Genomic DNA, 15,889 nt, shown 5'->3' on the forward strand with positions numbered 1-15,889 from the left:
TCACATCACCTTGTCGAACACCGACTTGAACCGGGCGACAGTGCCGGGCACGTCATAGAGCTTGTCGAGGCCAAAGAGGCCGACGCGGAAGGTGGAAAACCCCTCGGGCTCGTCCACCTGCAGCGGAACGCCCGCGGCAATCTGCATCCCCTGCTCGGCAAAGGCCTTGCCGGTCTTCACGTCTGGATTGTCGGTATAGCTGACCACGACGCTCGGCGCCTCAAAGCCCTTGGCAGCGACGGATTTGACGCCCTTCTCGGCCATCAAGGCACGGATCTGCGCGCCGAGATCGGCCTGCGCGGCCTTCAGCTTGGCAAAACCATAGTCGCGGGTCTCGGCCATGGTATCGCGAAACGCGGCGAGGCCATCGGTGGGCATCGTGGCATGATAGGCATGGGCGCCACCCTCATAGGTCTTCATGATGCCGAGCCACTTCTTGAGGTCCATCGCAAAGGAGTTCGACGCCGTCGCCTCCACCCGCTCGCGGGCGCGATCCGACATCATCACCAGACCGGCAGAGGGGGTCGACGACCAGCCCTTCTGCGGGGCGCTGATCAGCACGTCGACGCCGGTGGCCTTCATATCCACCCAGATGCAACCGCTTGCGATGCAATCGAGGACCATCAACGCGCCAACCTCATGGGCGGCAGCGGCCAGCGCCGTGACATACTCGTCGGGGAGCATGATGCCCGCGCTGGTCTCCACATGCGGGGCAAAGACCACATCGGGCTTGGCCTCGCGGATCGCGGCGACCACGTCCTCAATCGGGGCCGGGGCATAGGCGGCCTGCGGGGCATTGCCGGTCGGACGGGCCTTGACCACGGTCGTCTGTGCGGTGAACTGGCCGGCGTCGAAAATCTGGCTCCAGCGATAGGAAAACCAGCCGTTGCGGACCACCAGGGCATGGGCATTGCCGCCCAACTGGCGGGCCACGGCCTCCATCGCATAGGTGCCGCCACCGGGGACCACCGCGACGTGATCGGCCGAATAGACTTCCTTGAGCATCGACGAAATGTCGCGCATCACGGCCTGAAACGACTGGCTCATGCTGTTGAGCGAGCGGTCGGTGAAGACCACCGAGAATTCCATCAGACCATCGGGGTCCACGGGTGTGCGATTTGCTTGCGTGCCGTCCATATTGTCCTCCATCTGTTGCCCCCGGCATAGGACGACAGACCGGCGAAATCAAAGCCTAACTGGACGCGGCCCCCGCCACCGGTCGAAGCGACTCCGGCTGCGGGTGCCAAGTCGTCACCGTCCGGTTGCGGCCCGCGGCCTTGGCGCGGTAAAGCGATGCATCGGCGGCCGAGATCGCGGCCATGATGTCGGTATTGCCATGCTTCAGCGCCGCCCCGACAGACAGGGTGACCTGCAACGCCGTGTCGTCGATCCGCAACGGCGCCTGCGCGACCCGTCGGCGCATCCGTTCGGCGGCCTCCCAGCCCTGCGCCGGGCCCAGACCATTGAGAAAGATCACGAATTCCTCTCCGCCATAGCGGCAAACGATATCCTCCGAACGGCACTCCGCGTCGAGGACCGAGGCCACCTCCCGGATCACCGCATCGCCAAGAATATGGCCGTGATTGTCGTTGACCGACTTGAAGTGATCGATATCGATCATCAGACAGACGCCGCACAGCCTCGGCGCCGCGTCCATGCGGGCAAAGAAATAGTCGCGCGTGGCCACATCTGTCAGGCGATCCCTCTCGACCAGCCTCTTGAGCGTCATCGCCAGCTCGAAATTGCGCAGCAGCAGCTTGCTGTAGAGGAACACCAGCGGCGTCGCGACCAGCAGAGCGATCCACGGGGTGCGCCAGACGATGAAGGGCACGAGCTCGGCCGGATAGAAGACGAACGTCAGCGCGGATGCCAGAGCCATGGCAAAGACGATCACCACCGCCGACCAGATCCACGCCTGTCGTCGGTTCCGCGCCAGCAGGCGATCGTATTTTTCCTCTACGTCCATGAGAGCTATTTCAAACCAGAATGACGCATTACTCGTTTACATTGCCATGAATGCGGCAAGTCAGCGGGGCAATGAAAGCATTAATCACGTCAAAATCGAATAAGATGTATCCTTAATACCGCGCTGCCGCGCATGCGCCGGTGAGGTGTGGCGCACCCTGTCGCACATGCGCCAGGGACGCGCGGCCCACCCTGCCGCACATGTGCCGGGGACGTGCGGCCCACCATGCCGCCCGGATCAGGCCGCCTGGCTCTCCAGCAACGGCGCGAAGAGCGTCGCATTCCGGCCTGCGGCCTTGGCCCGATAGAGCGCCGCATCCGCATCCGCGATCGCGCGGTTGATCTCGATCGCATCCGTTTTCAGCGCCCCGCCGATCGAGACGGTCACCGTCACGGTCTCGCCTGCGATCTTTCCCGCGATATCGAAGGTGTTCCGCTCCACCTCCAGACGCATCCGTTCCGCGATGGCCAGGCCGTCGTCCCGGCCGCGGGCATTCAGAAAGATCAGGAATTCCTCCCCGCCAAAGCGGCACACGATATCGTCGGGCGCGGCCACCCCGCTCAGGACCTGAGCCACGGACCGGATCACCGAATCTCCCGCCAGATGGCCATAGGCGTCGTTGATCGACTTGAAATGATCGATATCGATCATCAGCACCACGCCGCGCGCATTCGGCTCCGCCTCCATCCGTTCAAAGAAAAAGTGCCGCGTCGCCGCATCGGTCAGCCGGTCGCGGTTCAGCAGTATCTGCAATTCCTCGGTCAGTTTCGTGCTGCGCATCATGCTCAGCGTCATGATCAGGGTCATCGGTGCGCCCACGAAAACCGAGACGCCCAGAATGAACAGCACCACCGGCCGCCACATCTCCCGCTCGAACACGACGAGAGCCATCAGGTCGATCCCGATATTGCACCCCATGAACACGCAAAGCGACACGAGAAGCGCGTGTGAGGTTGATCGGATCATCGAAAGCCTTTCGTCTGGTGCGGACAGTAGATCACAGCAGTCGTCACCAGAAGGTTAATGGCTCAGGGCTACATCGGCCCCGGCCGGCGTTCCTCGCTCAGCAAGACATTGGCCTCGACGTTGCCGACCCCCGGCAAGGTCATGATCCGGCGGCGCAGAACGCGCTCGAAATCGGCCAGATCGCGGGCCACGACCCGCAGCCGATAATCATAAAGACCAAGAACAAGCTCCACCAGTTGCACCTCCGGGATCGCCGTCACCGCGCGCTCGAAATCCTCCAGACTGACGCGGCCCTTGGTGGCCAGCTTGATGCCCAGAAACACCGTCACGCCAAACCCCAAAGCCTGCGCATCCAGTGCCAGCCTTGTGCCGCTCAGAATGCCCGCGTCGCGTAGACGTCGAATGCGGCGCCAGGCGGCAGGCTGGCTCAGGCCTACCTGCGCCCCGAGGCTGGCGGCGGACTGGCTGGCATCCGCCGCCAGCGCCCGGCACAGGGCGCGGTCGATCTCGTCCCACTCGGTCACAACGGCAGGCCCTCGCGGACCTGCACCGTCGAGACGGTCATCAACGCCTCGATGTCGGCAATATGCGGCAGGGCCAGCACATGATCGCGGTATATCTGCTGATAATGATCCATATCGCGGGCAATCACCGACAGACGCACATCCACCTGCCCCAGAAAGGTCTGTATCTCGATCACCTCGGCGATCCCGCGGGCGGCGTCGATGAATTCGTCAAAGGCGCGGCCCTGCGTCTTGTCCAGCGTCACCCGCAACGACACCGACACCGCATATCCAAGGACGCGCCAGTCGATCACCGCATGGCGGCCAAGGATCACGCCGGTCTCCTCCAGACGGGCCACCCGGCGGGCGGCCTTCAAGGGCGACACGGCACAGCGCTCCGCCAATTCGGCCACCGTCAGGCTCGGTTCAGCCTGCCAGACACGCAACAATCGTCGATCCACATCATCAAGCATGAAATCATCACTAATCCAGGCAAAGACGCATGACAACTTCATCTTGGCCAAAAAACTCATGTCACCAGCGCTGGCCAAGGGGCAAAACCTGCGTCATAGACGGGCGCAATCTCAACCCGCAAAGGAATCTCATCATGCGCGTTTACTATGACCGCGATTGCGACGTGAACCTGATCAAGGACATGAAGGTCGCGATCCTCGGCTACGGCAGCCAGGGCCACGCCCACGCCCTCAACCTGCGCGACAGCGGCGCCAAGAACCTCGTCGTCGCCCTGCGCGAAGGCTCCCCGTCGGCCAAAAAGGCCGAAGGCGAAGGGCTCAAGGTCATGGGCATCGCAGAAGCCGCCGCCTGGTGCGACCTGATCATGTTCACCATGCCCGACGAGCTTCAGGCCGAGACCTACAAGAAATACGTCCACGACAACCTGCGCGACGGTGCCGCCATGGCCTTCGCCCACGGTCTCAACGTGCACTTCGGCCTGATCGAGCCGAAGCCCGGCGTCGACGTGATCATGATGGCCCCCAAAGGCCCCGGCCACACCGTGCGCGGCGAATACACCAAGGGCGGCGGCGTGCCCTGCCTCGTGGCCGTCGATCAGGACGCCTCGGGCAAGGCAATGGAAATCGGCCTCAGCTATTGCTCCGCCATCGGTGGCGGCCGCTCCGGCATCATCGAGACAAACTTCCGTCAGGAATGCGAAACCGACCTCTTCGGTGAGCAGGCCGTGCTCTGCGGCGGTCTGGTCGAGCTGATCCGCATGGGCTTCGAGACGCTGGTCGAGGCCGGCTACGAGCCCGAAATGGCCTATTTCGAGTGTCTGCACGAGGTGAAGCTGATCGTGGACCTGATCTACGAAGGCGGCATCGCCAACATGAACTACTCGATCTCCAACACCGCCGAGTACGGCGAATACGTCTCCGGCCCGCGCATCCTGCCCTACGCCGAGACCAAGGCCCGGATGAAAGAGGTCCTCTCCGACATCCAGACCGGCAAGTTCGTGCGTGACTTCATGCAGGAAAACGCCGTCGGCCAGCCGATGTTCAAGGCGACCCGTCGCCTGAACGACGAGCACCAGATCGAACAAGTGGGCGAGAAGCTGCGCGGCATGATGCCGTGGATCTCCGCCGGCCGCATGGTCGACAAAGCCAAGAACTAATCCGCGATCGACCCACCGCTTCCGGGCGGTGGGTCACGTCCGGCCTGACGCCGCCCGCTTCTTTTGGCCCAAAATACGGCCGCCGGAGGCATCCGACAGCCGCCGTCCGCGCTCAGGGCGGCCGGGAAAGCGCTCCGCCTCGGTCAGCACCAGCGCGTCGCCCCCGACCATCCCACGCGGCCCACGATCCGGGCGAAACGTGATCGGATCGGCGGATTTCCGACCGGCAACGCCCCTTGTGTTAACCCGTTCGGCTCGGCACAAATGCCGAAATTGACACCGACGCCATACCGACGGGACACCGACGTCATACCGAAAGGGCTTTTTCGTGATTCGTGCATTGGTTAACGCCGCCCATTTCAACACCTCCGCGACGCCATGAGCACGCCGCAGCCGACAGCCGCCAACTGGGCTTCCATCGGCGCTTTGGGGATGATCTGGGGCGGCACCTTCATGGTCGTTTCGGTCGCGCTCACGGGTTACGGGCCACTCACCGTCGCCTGCGCGCGGACGACGCTCGGAGCGATCGCATTGCTGGCCGTCATGGTGGCGCTGAAGCGGCCGCTGCCCGGCAACAACGTGCTGCCACATGTGGTCGTGATCGGGCTGCTCAACTCGGCCGTGCCCTTTGCCCTGCTGAGCTGGGGGCAACAATATGTGCCCTCGGCCTTCGCGGGGATCTCGATGGCGGCTTTGCCGCTGTTCGTGCTGCCTCTGGCGCATGTGTTCGCCGACGAAAAACTGAACGCCCTCAAAAGCATAGGCGTCATCGTCGGCTTCATCGGGGCGCTGGTGCTGATCGGCCCCGGCGTGCTGCGGATCGGCACGGGGTGGGAGCCTTTGGGCCAGCTCGCCTGCCTCTTGGCCTCGGCCGCCTATGCGATTTCGTCGGTGCTCACCCGGCGGTGTCCACCCGTCGATCCGGTGGCGCTGTCGGCGCTCACGCTGATCGTGGGCTCGCTGGTGCTGATGCCCGCCATGCTGGTCTTCGAAGGCGTCCCGCAATGGCAAGGCGGCACCGCGGGCCTTGCGATACTGGTGCTCGGCTTCGTGCCAACCGCGCTGGCATCGCTGCTGCGGACGGTGGTCATCCGCAGCGCCGGTTCGGTCTTCATGACACTGGTGAACTACCAGGTGCCGCTCTGGTCGGTCTTCTTTGGCTGGGCGGTCCTGAACGAGGATCTGCCGTGGCGGTTCTTCGTCGCCCTCGGGCTCATCATGACCGGCATGGCAATCAGCCAATCGGGCAGCCTGCTGCGCATGGTGCGAAGCATTTCAAGGGCTTAGGCGGCGCTCTCCACGGCGGCAACGATGTCGTTCACGACCGTATTCAGCAGGCCCTCGTCGGTGCATTCGGCCATCACACGGATCAACGGCTCGGTCCCCGACTTGCGGATCAGCAGCCTGCCCTGCCCATTGAGACGGGCCTCGCCTTCGGCAATCGCTCCGATCACCGTCGGCGCCTCCAGCGGCTGGTGGCCCAGCTCATAGCGCACATTCTTGAGCAGCTGCGGCACTTTCTCGAACTGCTTGGTCAACATGCTCGCAGGCTTGCCGGTCTCGATCATCGCGGCCAGAAACTGCAACCCGGCCAAGAGGCCGTCGCCGGTGGTCGCATAGTCGGTCATCACGATATGACCGGACTGCTCGCCCCCAAGGTTCCAGCCGCCCGCGCGCATCGCCTCGACGACGTAGCGGTCACCGACATTCGTGCGCTCAAGGCGCAAGCCTTTGTCGTTGAGGAAATTTTCCAGTCCGAGGTTTGACATGACGGTCGCCACCAAGGTGCCGCCACGCAGCCGGTCCGCCGCGGCCCACTGTGCCGCCATCAGAGCCATAAGCTGGTCGCCGTCGGCGACTTGGCCGTTCTCATCGAGAATCATCAAGCGGTCGGCATCGCCGTCGAGGCAGATGCCCAGATCGGCACCGTGGCTGACCACAGTCTCCGCCGCGGCACGGGTGTTGGTCGAACCGCAACCGTCGTTGATGTTAAAGCCGTTCGGGCTGGTCCCGACCGGGATCACCGTGGCCCCGAGCTCCCACAGAATCTCCGGCGCGACCTTGTAGGCGGCCCCATTGGCGCAATCGATGACCACCTTGATCCCATCAAGGCGCAAACCCGGTGGGAAAGTCGATTTCAGCCGCTCGGCATAGCGGAACCGACCATCGTCGATCCGCTTGGCGCGGCCGATGTTCACGGCCTGCGCAGGCTCGATCTCGTTCATGATCAAGGCTTCGATCTCGGCCTCAGCCGCGTCCGACAGCTTGAAACCGTCGGGGCCAAAGAACTTGATCCCATTGTCATGGTGCGGGTTATGGCTGGCGCTGATCATGATGCCCAGATCGGCCCGCATCGAGGTGGTCAGCAAACCAACGGCAGGGGTCGGCACGGGGCCAAGCAGAAGGACGTTCATCCCCGTCGAGGTCAGACCGGCCGTCAGGGCGTTCTCAAACATGTAGCCGGACAATCGGGTGTCCTTGCCGATGACGACACGGTGCCCGTTCGAGCCGTCGTTACGGAAATAGCGGCCGGCAGCCGCCCCGATCTTGAGCGCCATATCGGCGGTCATCGGCCACATGTTGGCGGTGCCACGCACCCCGTCTGTGCCGAATAATTTGCGTGTCATGATGGAGTGCCCCGGTCACTGTTCGACAATTGCCATATACAGGCTTAGCGCCTGTTTGGTGTCTGCCGTATCATGAACCCGCAATATCTGCACCCCTTGCGACACGCCATGTAGCGCAACCGCCACAGAACCCGGCGATCTTTCGCTCGGGACCTCCGCCCCGCCGATGGTGCCGATGAAGCCCTTGCGCGATGCGCCCAATAAAATTGGGCATCCCAGATCATGCAACTCTGCAAGGCCGCGCAGGAGTGTCACATTGTGTTGGAGAGTTTTACCGAAACCGATGCCCGGATCAGTGATGATCCGGTCCTTGGCGATGCCCGCGGACAGGGCCGCTTCGATCTGCGCGCCCAGATGGTCGATCACCTCGGCCAAAACGTCGTCATAGTGGGGTTTGTTCTGCATCGTCTCGGGCGTGCCTTTTGCGTGCATGATGCACACAGGCGCACCCGCCTGCGCGACGCAGGCCGCCATTTCTGGATCAAAGAGCAGGCCCGACACGTCGTTGACGATATCCGCCCCCGCTTGCAAAGCAGCATCGGCCACGGCGGCCTTGCGGGTGTCGATCGAGATGGGGGTGGTGATCCCGGCCTCGCGGATCGCTCGGATCACAGGGACGGTGCGGCGGATCTCCTCGGACACCGGCACAAATGCCGCGCCGGGGCGCGTGCTTTCACCGCCGATATCAAGAATATCGGCGGATTGCGCCATCCGCCGAGCCCGTTCGACCGCCGCCATCACGCCATCCAGCGTGCCACCGTCGGAAAAGCTGTCCGGGGTGACGTTGAGGATGCCCATGATGCGGGGCCGGTCTAGTGTGAGGCCACAGAGGGGCGCCCGAACGGAGGATTGGCGAGCATGATCTTCGGTGCTCTGGCTCTGGTCCGGCTCGAACCAGACGGCCTTGCTGCCTGCCAGAGGCAAGCTCGTGGCAGACCTGATGCCGGACCTTGCGACGATCATAGGGATTCGATGCGAACAGGAACCTCCGCGTCCGGCCCCTCCGCGCCGATCACGCGAAGTTCGACAGCGCCCATCTGTTTGGCGAACCATGCCACTAGGGCCAGCGCGTCGCTCGGGCTGGCCGACGGCCCGTCAACGGCGTCGAGCACGATCTTGGACGGGGCCCAGACGCTGATCTGACCATGTCGCATCGCCCAATCAAGCTCGGTCCGGGTGCCGACGACGATGCAACGCTTGTCGCGCCCCGCCAAGACCCACGCATTTTGTTCGATGGCAAGCAGGTCGATACGGCGCTGCGCCATGGCGATGCTGGTCTGGGGGGCCGGGCAATCGGCGGCACCGACGCACAGCACCAGAGGCACGCCATCGGCGGCAAGCTGGTCGAGACGTGTGGAAAGGTCCGGTGCCGCGATCGCGTCGTTTGAAAGATACACCACCAGTGGGTGCGGCACGCTCGCCTGAGCCGGGTTCGGCTCTGCGGCATCCCGGCTGCGGACAATCTCGACGCCCAAAGCCCCCGGACCGCGGTCCAGTTTCTCGATGCGCACAAAGGTTCGCATGGCCTGCGGGGCGGCCAGAATCCCGAGTGCGACACGTTCCGCCAGCGTTTCCAGCAGGTTCAGACGATCTTCGGCCAAGGCCGCTTCGATGGCCTCGGTCACCCTGTCATAGCTCAGGATCCGGTCCACGTCGTCGTCGACCGGAGCGGTCAGCAGCGCCACCTCGACCACCACGTTAAAGCGCAATCGTTGGATCAGACCGCGCTCTTGCTGGAATGCCCCGATGTCGGCTTCGACGATATGATCACGAAGCGATATTCGGTCGAGAGGCGTCCCCTCGCGCGAGGTGGCCGCTGCCCGTTCGCCCGGATGGGCAAAGGCGAGATGGATGTCGTCAGTCATGGCAGCCGTCCGAAATGGTCAGGGCAAAGTATCGCGCCCGCCCTATACCGCTTTGACAAAGACGGCAATCAACCGGCAGCCAGCGACCTAGTTCGACGCAGTGCGCGACCCCTGACGGTAGAACAGGTGCGACCCGATCTGAGCGGTCATCGGGAACCGACGCGCCCAGGATGGGCTCACAGCGCGTGTGTGATAGTGGGTCGCGCCATCGGTCAGGCCGCGGTCCGCGCCATCGATCAGCAAACGCGCCACTTTGCCCACACGGTTGTAGGCGGCCCGCTCGTGGATGACGTCCGAATTGCCGTCGCAGGTATAGGTGAACTGGCAAGCATAGCGACGACCGGTGCCCTGATGGACAACGCCGCAAACGCTTCCGGGATACATCCCGCTGTCCACGCGGTTCAGGATCACTTCACCAACGGCAAACAAGCCGCGAACGGATTCGCCCCGGGCTTCGAAATAGAGTGCCTCGGCGAGGCATTCCCATTCGGCGCCACCGCCAGCGACTGGCAATGAGGCGAGGAATTGGTCATCGTACTGGATTGTTCCCGGCGCAGTCGGCACATTGCGAAGCGCAGCAGGAGGAGGAGAGGTCAGTGCTGCCATCCGAGCGGATGGAACAATATTCAGAGCTTGGCGTTCTTGACCAAGAAGAGCACCCAAACGGCTTGCCAAAACTTCGTCGGCATGCGCAACATTCGTAGCGGCAGTCAGCGCAATCGCAGCTGCAGCGACAGATTTCATTAACCGGATCATTTCATCGTCCCGACGTTCCACGCAGTAAAGCCCTGCGCAGGCTCGTGGTGCCTAGGAGATTTTGTCCGATGAGTCTACCGCAGCGCCCGGACGCTAGGGCAGCCTGTGGATAAACTGCCGCAAAACGCGAAATGTCAAATCAACACATAGTATTAGCCCCCAAAGCCAATACCAAATCTACGCTTTGGAAGCGTCTCCGATCGCCAATTGGGCGGCGGAAAGCCGCGCAGCCGGAACACGGAATGGAGAGCAGGACACATAATCGAAGCCCTGTTCCCGGCAAAATTCGATCGCCGCGCGGCTCCCACCATGCTCTCCGCAGATCGACAAGGTCACATCCGGCCGCCCTGCACGCCCCCTTTGAGCGCCCATCTTGAGCAGTTCGCCTACGCCTTCGACGTCAAGCGTGTGAAACGGATCCTCGGGATACACGCCTTGTTGCACGTAGGCAGACATGAAACGTCCGGCATCGTCACGGGACAGGCCATAGGTCATCTGGGTCAGGTCGTTCGTGCCGAACGACAGGAATGATGCGTGCTGCGCAATATCCTCGGCCCGCAATGCCGCACGGGGCGTCTCGACCATCACACCCAAACGGTATTCGAAATCGACGCCGGTCTCGCCGCGCACTGCCGCCGCGACGGCATCGACCCGGACCTTCACGAGTTCGACTTCGCGCATCGCGCTGACCAGCGGGATCATGATCTCGGGAACGACGGGATCGCCCCGCCGGCTTACCGCGACGGCCGCCTGAAAGATCGCGCGAGCCTGCATCTCGTAGATTTCCGGCACGGTGATGCCAAGCCGGACACCGCGCAGCCCCAGCATGGGATTGTATTCGGCCAGGGCCTCGACCCGCGCCGTCACGTCGGAGAGCGGCAGTGCCAGCCCCTCGGCCAGATCGCGCATCCCTGCTTTGTCATGGGGCAGGAATTCGTGGAGCGGCGGATCAAAGAGCCGAATGCAAACAGGCTTCCCCGCCATGATCTCGAACAGGGCGGTGAAATCGCCGCGCTGCATCGGCATCAGACGATCGAGCACTGTGCGCCGTTCCTTGGCGCTGTCGGCAAAGATCATCTCACGCATCAGCCCGATGCGATCGCCCTCGAAGAACATGTGCTCGGTGCGGCACAATCCGATACCTTCGGCGGCAAAGGTGCGGGCGGATCGGGCGTCGGCGGGTGTATCGGCATTGGCCCGCACACCGATGTCGCGAAATTCGTCAGCCCAGCCGAGAAGGGTCTGAAACCCGACGTCGAGAGCGGCTTCGAGCATGGCCGGCTCGCCGGCAAGCACGTCGCCACTGGACCCATCGACGGTGATCACGTCGCCTTCGGCCAGCGTCCGGCCACCGGGGATCTTGATCTGCTTGCGCTTGCGGTCAATCACAAGATCATTCGCGCCCACCACGCACGGCAGACCCAAGCCCCGCCCGATCACAGCCGCATGGCTGGTGATACCGCCGCGCATGGTGACGACACCCTCGGCGGCATGCATCCCGCGGATATCTTCGGGCGTGGTCTCGCGGCGGACGAGAATACACGCCTCACCGCGCGCCGCACTCGATTGGGCGGCCTCGGCCGTCAACACGATGCGGCCCGTGGCCGCCCCCGGACTGGCCGCAATCCCTTTGACCAACCGGTCGCGGGGTGCGCCCGGGTCCACTTGCCGGTGTAGTAACTCCGACAGGGCCGAGGGCGCGACACGCATCAACGCCTCTTCGCGCGGGATGATGCCATCCTCGGCAAGCGCCACGGCAATGCGCACCGTGGCCCGCGAGGACCGCTGCACACAAACGGCATCCAGTATGCTGAGCTTGCCTTCATGCAGCGTAAATTCGATCTGCATTTCTTCACGGAGCCTGCGGCGGGACATCTCGCCGAACCGGATCAGATCGGCCCAGGCTTCGGGGCAGGATTCCTCCAGCGACGGTCCGCGCGGATCGCGTTTGAGATACATCGCCCGTTCGCCGGCGGTCAAAGCGTCGCGGCCCTGGCTCTGGCTGAGATAACGCCCCGTCACCTGCGGCTGACCGGTGAGCGCGTTCACATACTGGATCACGCCCGAGCCGCAATCGCCCGGGCCAACGCCAAGCGCCATCGCCTGTACCACGAGACCGAGCCCCGCATCGGCCGGCGCGCCCTTCGCCTCGCGCAACAGGCGGGCCGTCGTGCCGGTCCAAGCCCGCGCCATAGAGCGCAGCACTTCGGACAATTGCACCGAGACATCCTGTGGAAAGGGCTCGTCCGTCTCTGCCTCGTAGGCCTCCAACGCGGCTCTGAGCGCCGCCTTCAGCTCTGTGGCATCCGCCGTATCGGGCAAATCGAAAGCATCCGGATCGAGCCGGGCCACGTGAACGGCGTAGGACTGGACAAATCGCAAATACAGCGCCGTTGCGGGGCCTTCGCCGATCCGCTCGCACAAATCGGCGTGGCAGAGATCCGACATGCCGATATTGAGGATCGCCCCCGGCCCGCCCCAATCGGGATCTTGGCTCGACGGCCGCACCGACAAGAGCGGCATCGGGCCGAAATGACCCAGAATTTCCGCCATATCCGGCATCCGACCGCAGCCGACATTGTGGACCGCATCGAAAGACAGCGCCACAGTCACGGGAACCGGCATTTCCAGCCGGATCAGCCGTTGCAGGCATTTCGCCCGCCCGCCGTGGACACCCGCAGACATGGATGCTGTGGGTGTGATCAGAGTGACGGGTTGGATTCTGGCGTGTTGCTGCACTGCGGCACCTTTGTATTCAAGCGCAGCATACGCATAGACCCTCAATGGGTAAAGCAAAGTTGACAGGCGCTCTAGCCATCCAACTTCGTCAGGTCCGCCACGCTGAGACAGATAGTGCGAATCCGGCTGAGCAGATTGAGCCTGTTCCGACGCAGGACCGAATTCTCGGCATTGACCTGCACCGCGGTAAAGAAGGCATCAATCGGCGCCCGCAGCGCCGCCATAGCGGTCATTGCCGCGGCGAAGTCCTCTTGCTCCATCGCGGGCTTGATCGCCGCCTCGGCCGCATCGAGCGCGGTGAACAGCGCCTTTTCCTCGTCCATCTCGGCCCATTTCGGATCGGCTCCGTAAGAATATTCTACCCCGTCCTTCTCTTCGGCTTGGCTGAGGATGTTGTTGGCCCGCTTGAACCCTTGCAGCAGGTTTTCCCCGTCGTCGGTTTTCAGGAACGCCGCCAACGCCTCGGCCCGCTTCACGAGCAGCGTCAGGTCGTCATTGCCGGGCATGGCAAGGCAGGCGTCGATGACATCATGCGGGATGCCTTGGTCTTTGAGGAAGACCTTGAGGCGGTCGTGGAGGAAGGTGAGGAGATCGGGAACAAACCCAACTATGCTCGCAGCCGGTATGTCAAATAGCTCCGCTAATCGCTGAGATTGCTCCTTTTCGTCGTATCGAGATCGCATCTCACTTCGAATCGTCGAAAAGTCTGCATGGGGTACCCCGAGGATTTTCGCAGCTCTTTCTTCATCTGCTTCTATTTCGTGGCCGGCTCGACCTGCCAAGTCCCAATAATGACCAGCCTCTCCTGAGTCCAATTGCTTGAGCAAATTGAAACGCACTCTGTTGTCCAGCACCAGCCTGATCACCCCCAAACCTGCCCGCCGCAGCGCAAACGGATCCTTCGACCCCGTCGGCTTCTCGTTGATGACCCAGAACCCGGTCAGCGTGTCGATCTTGTCGGCCAGCGCCACGGCAACCGACACCGGGGCGGCGGGCACGTCGTCGGATGGGCCGAGCGGCGAGTAGTGCTCTTGGCAGGCGGCGGCGACTGCGTCGGACAGACCTGCGGCTTTGGCATAATAGCGGCCCATAAGCCCCTGAAGATCGGGGAATTCGCCGACCATCTCGGATTGCAGATCGGCCTTGGCCACCTCTGCCGCCTTCCGCGCCTCGTCCGGGTCGGCCCCGACCCGCTGGGCGATCTCGGCAGCCAGTGCCGCAATCCGGGCGATCCGGTCGGCTTGGCTTCCCAGCTTGTTGTGGAAGGTCACGTTGGCCAGCCCTTCGGCCATGCCGGTCAAGCCCTCATCAGCCACGGTGCGCAAGTCGTTCTCCCAAAAGAACTTTGCATCCGACAGACGGGCCGACAAAACCTTGCCGTTGCCCGCCAAAATGGTGGCGCCGTTGTCCGCCGTCTCGATGTTGGCCACGGTGACAAACCGCTCGATCCGGCCGGTTTTGGGGTTGCGCACCGAGAAGAATTTCTGGTGCTCTTTCATCGAGGTCTGCAAGACCTCGGGCGGGAGATCCAGAAACGCTTCGCCGATCGGCCCCATCAGCACGACGGGCCATTCGACCAACCCGGCGACCTCGGCCAGAAGCCCGCGATCCTCGACGACCTCCAGCCCTTGGGCAAAGGCTTGATTGGTGGCGTCGTGCCAGATCAACTCGGCCCGCTCCTCGGCGCGGAGCACCACAAACGCACGCTTGAGCTTGGCCTCGTAGTCCTCGAAGCCGCTTACTGCGATTTGGGCAGGCGCCATGAAGCGGTGGCCCTGCGTGGTCTTGCCTGCGGTGATGCCGTCGATCTCGAGCGGAACGACCTCGGCCCCTGCCTCGTCGGACAGGATGCACAGAATGGAATGCAGCGGACGCACCCAGCGGAGCGACCCGGCGCCCCAGCGCATGGATTTCGGCCACGGGAAGGTGCGGATCGCCTTTTCCAGCACTTCGGCGACGATCTCGGCGGCCGTGCGGCCCGGTTTCTCGATCACGGCAAAGAGGATCGTGCCCTTCTTGTCCTCGCGTTCAACCAGTTGGTCACGCGTCAAACCCGTGGAGCGCAGAAATCCTTCGATGGCCTTTTCCGGCGCGTCGGCCTTGGGGCCTTTGCGTTCCTCGCGCACGGGTTTGCTCTCGGCCAGAAGGCCGTTGACGGACAACACCAGTCGACGCGGGGTCGAAAACGCAGCCGCGCCGGCATAGGTCAGCCCGGCTTCGACCAGACCGTCAGTGACTAGACGGCGCAAATCCTCAGCCGCCTTGACCTGCATCCGGGCGGGAATTTCCTCTGAAAACAGCTCGATAAGAAGATCGGGCATTACTGGAGCCTTTCAGGTGCGGGCGGGCAGCCCTCTGGGGCCGGGTTGCCGTCAAAGACGACCTCGCCACATGAATTGATCTGGTGCCAGGCATATGCCCGACCGTTGGGCATGACGGCGACGACGCGGTCGATCCCATAAGTGATGTTCTCGGTGCCCAGAAACGCGATAGCTTCGCCGGTCTCCAGCGCCTCGCCGATCTGCTGGGCATCGAAGCAGTCGAACCAACCGGGAGCGACGAGCGGTTCGGCGGCGTCGTAGGTGACGAAAGTCTCGGTGAGCATGGCCTGGCTCAACGGCGTGTCAAAGCAGGCCCGGAACCGGACGGGCGAGCTGTCGCTATCGATTGCCTCGAAGTTTTCGAACAGGATCGGCTCAGGCGCCCTAGTAACCACGTTGACCAATTGCACATTTCCAACATCGTCAGAGGTCACCTCGGTGTAGAAGGCGTAGATCTGGAAATAGTAGAGGGCGGCGCCCGCGATCAATGCACTCATGATCATTCCCACGATGATG

14 protein-coding genes are annotated in these 15,889 nt (G+C 63.2%); 2 read left to right on the top strand and 12 right to left on the bottom strand.

The window, feature by feature from the left end:
• The 5 genes from LOM8899_RS13905 to LOM8899_RS13925 form a co-directional block, all read right to left on the bottom strand.
• Positions 1-1,137, bottom strand: a complete 1,137-nt coding sequence (locus LOM8899_RS13905) for an aminotransferase class V-fold PLP-dependent enzyme (RefSeq protein WP_093993008.1) — start codon at positions 1,135-1,137, stop codon at positions 1-3.
• A 55-nt stretch (positions 1,138-1,192) separates the two neighbouring features.
• On the bottom strand, positions 1,193-1,966 hold the full coding sequence (locus LOM8899_RS13910; RefSeq protein ID WP_093992829.1) for a GGDEF domain-containing protein: 774 nt from the start codon (positions 1,964-1,966) through the stop codon (positions 1,193-1,195).
• 237 nt (positions 1,967-2,203) lie between these two features.
• On the bottom strand, positions 2,204-2,932 hold the full coding sequence (locus tag LOM8899_RS13915; RefSeq protein ID WP_093992830.1) for a GGDEF domain-containing protein: 729 nt from the start codon (positions 2,930-2,932) through the stop codon (positions 2,204-2,206).
• 68 nt (positions 2,933-3,000) lie between these two features.
• Complete coding sequence (locus LOM8899_RS13920; protein ID WP_093992831.1) at positions 3,001-3,456, bottom strand: Lrp/AsnC family transcriptional regulator; 456 nt, start codon at positions 3,454-3,456, stop codon at positions 3,001-3,003.
• Positions 3,453-3,908, bottom strand: coding sequence for an Lrp/AsnC family transcriptional regulator (locus LOM8899_RS13925; RefSeq protein WP_093993009.1), 456 nt, complete (start codon positions 3,906-3,908; stop codon positions 3,453-3,455). Before LOM8899_RS13925 ends, LOM8899_RS13920 begins: the two co-directional genes overlap by 4 nt.
• A gap of 134 nt (positions 3,909-4,042) precedes the next feature.
• Between LOM8899_RS13925 and ilvC the strand changes: the two genes are divergently transcribed.
• Positions 4,043-5,065, top strand: a complete 1,023-nt coding sequence (ilvC, locus tag LOM8899_RS13930) for a ketol-acid reductoisomerase (RefSeq protein ID WP_093992832.1) — start codon at positions 4,043-4,045, stop codon at positions 5,063-5,065.
• A 378-nt stretch (positions 5,066-5,443) separates the two neighbouring features.
• Positions 5,444-6,352: a DMT family transporter gene (locus tag LOM8899_RS13935; protein WP_093992833.1), complete on the top strand. Its 909-nt coding sequence runs from the start codon at positions 5,444-5,446 to the stop codon at positions 6,350-6,352.
• Here LOM8899_RS13935 and glmM read toward each other — a convergent pair.
• The 7 genes from glmM to LOM8899_RS13970 form a co-directional block, all read right to left on the bottom strand.
• Complete coding sequence (gene glmM, locus LOM8899_RS13940) at positions 6,349-7,692, bottom strand: phosphoglucosamine mutase (protein ID WP_093992834.1); 1,344 nt, start codon at positions 7,690-7,692, stop codon at positions 6,349-6,351. The two genes, LOM8899_RS13935 and glmM, sit on opposite strands and share 4 nt — an antisense overlap.
• Before the next feature lie 15 nt (positions 7,693-7,707).
• On the bottom strand, positions 7,708-8,655 hold the full coding sequence (gene folP / locus LOM8899_RS13945) for a dihydropteroate synthase (RefSeq protein WP_093992835.1): 948 nt from the start codon (positions 8,653-8,655) through the stop codon (positions 7,708-7,710).
• A complete protein-coding gene (locus LOM8899_RS13950; protein ID WP_093992836.1) occupies positions 8,652-9,557 on the bottom strand; it encodes a dihydroneopterin aldolase in 906 nt (301 codons plus the stop codon). Before LOM8899_RS13950 ends, folP begins: the two co-directional genes overlap by 4 nt.
• A gap of 87 nt (positions 9,558-9,644) precedes the next feature.
• The gene (locus LOM8899_RS13955) at positions 9,645-10,301 is read right to left on the bottom strand and encodes a cell wall hydrolase (RefSeq protein WP_245820540.1); all 657 of its coding nucleotides are present in this window, start codon (positions 10,299-10,301) and stop codon (positions 9,645-9,647) included.
• Positions 10,302-10,490: 189 nt separating this feature from the next.
• Positions 10,491-12,998, bottom strand: a complete 2,508-nt coding sequence (locus LOM8899_RS13960) for a putative PEP-binding protein (RefSeq protein WP_093992837.1) — start codon at positions 12,996-12,998, stop codon at positions 10,491-10,493.
• Positions 12,999-13,123: 125 nt separating this feature from the next.
• The gene (glyS, locus tag LOM8899_RS13965; RefSeq protein WP_093992838.1) at positions 13,124-15,373 is read right to left on the bottom strand and encodes a glycine--tRNA ligase subunit beta; all 2,250 of its coding nucleotides are present in this window, start codon (positions 15,371-15,373) and stop codon (positions 13,124-13,126) included.
• Positions 15,373-15,870, bottom strand: coding sequence for a DUF6446 family protein (locus LOM8899_RS13970; RefSeq protein ID WP_245820541.1), 498 nt, complete (start codon positions 15,868-15,870; stop codon positions 15,373-15,375). Before LOM8899_RS13970 ends, glyS begins: the two co-directional genes overlap by 1 nt.
• Positions 15,871-15,889 lie beyond the last annotated feature (19 nt).

The sequence above is a fragment of the Flavimaricola marinus genome (genome assembly GCF_900184895.1).
Taxonomy (GTDB): domain Bacteria; phylum Pseudomonadota; class Alphaproteobacteria; order Rhodobacterales; family Rhodobacteraceae; genus Flavimaricola; species Flavimaricola marinus.